This window comes from Photorhabdus sp. P32 (assembly GCF_038085095.1).
Lineage (GTDB): Bacteria > Pseudomonadota > Gammaproteobacteria > Enterobacterales > Enterobacteriaceae > Photorhabdus > Photorhabdus luminescens.
This window is the reverse complement of record NZ_JAZGJN010000085.1, coordinates 1-938: the sequence shown is the minus strand read 5'-3', so window position 1 is coordinate 938 and position 938 is coordinate 1. Positions and strand designations below refer to the sequence as shown.

Annotated in this window: 1 protein-coding gene; it reads left to right on the top strand. The window is 30.7% G+C overall.

What is annotated here, in order from left to right; all coding sequences use genetic code 11:
* Positions 1-265 precede the first annotated feature (265 nt).
* On the top strand, positions 266-934 hold the full coding sequence (locus V2H77_RS00360) for a helix-turn-helix transcriptional regulator (protein WP_265379620.1): 669 nt from the start codon (positions 266-268) through the stop codon (positions 932-934).
* Positions 935-938: the final 4 nt, after the last annotated feature.

Sequence of the window (938 nt, the reverse complement as noted above, 5' to 3'; positions counted from 1 at the left end):
TTCAATGAGCACAGGTATATTATGATATTTTTAACTAATAAATCATCCTCATATATTATAAAAAACGTCGTTAATTATATTAAGAAAGTTCACTTCAAATAAAATCCACAATGACATATACAATTAAACGACTCTCGTAATAAAAATAACCATAATAATTATTTTATGAAAAAGTCTGTTATTGCTAGCAATAAAGTATTAAACTGACAATATGATTCAAACATATCACAACTTAAACACAAATTGAGTAAAAAGGAATAATAATATGAGTAATCACATAACTATATCATCTCAAATTATTAATACACTGGCCGCAAGCAATGATCCTTGGGGAATCAAAGATAAAAACTCATGCTTTATCTACGGCAATATGGCATTAAAATCTCTTCAGAACTTTTCAAATGCATTTGAATTTGAGGGATTTTATGAAAATGAACTTCCTTGGGATAGCGCCAAATTTGCGGAAGAATTTATTAATCATGACAAAAAAGTAATGGAAAAACAGCAAAGAATATGTTCAATCGAAACCCATGTATTTGGTAGAGAGCAAATCCTGTCGTCTTACTTTTTCGAAAAATTACCTTTTTACCATAAAGATGAAGATTGCATCGGAATCATATATCATGGTTGGAAAGCACAAAATCACTCATTAACCTATTTATATCAATACCACGACAAACTTCCTCCCTCAATTATGCTCCAACCACCAACCGATCTTTTTACTCAACGTGAATGGGATATCATTTTTCTCTTTTTACAGAAAAATACCAGAAAGCAGATTGGACGGATACTAAATCTAGCCTATCGCACGGTTGAATCTTATATGACTCAGATATACCATAAGATAGGTATTAATTCTAGCCAACAACTGGAAGAGTATTGCCGAACTTATAATTTCAATCACTATATACCGGAGAGGTTTTTATTGTCTTAGATTA